This is a genomic window from Salegentibacter maritimus, from assembly GCF_016236915.1.
Classification (GTDB): domain Bacteria; phylum Bacteroidota; class Bacteroidia; order Flavobacteriales; family Flavobacteriaceae; genus Salegentibacter; species Salegentibacter maritimus.
This window is the reverse complement of sequence record NZ_JAEHOK010000076.1, coordinates 1-244: the sequence shown is the minus strand read 5'-3', so window position 1 is coordinate 244 and position 244 is coordinate 1. Positions and strand designations below refer to the sequence as shown.

At 42.6% G+C, this 244-nt stretch carries 1 protein-coding gene; it reads right to left on the bottom strand.

Going from position 1 to position 244, the window contains the following annotated elements; all coding sequences use genetic code 11:
• Positions 1–244 (bottom strand): hypothetical protein (locus I6U49_RS16890; RefSeq protein ID WP_198629707.1); only part of this gene is annotated, 244 nt, incomplete at both ends.

Here is a 244-nt window from a genome sequence, read left to right as displayed (position 1 = left end):
GTAATTCCCTGTACCGTAGTTACCGAAATAGTCCCGGTGGTATCCTCACACGTTGGTTGTTGCGCAATAGTAGCTTGTGGTTGATTAGGAGTTCCTAGGTTTTCTATGATTACCAAAGCTTCAGAAACAGACTCACAATCGCCATTGTCTGCCTGTACAAAATAAGTACCTGCATCTAATCCGCTGAATTCCCCATTAGCAATCGAATTGCTTACCGGGTTTTGGTTTTCGTCTAAAAGAGTAT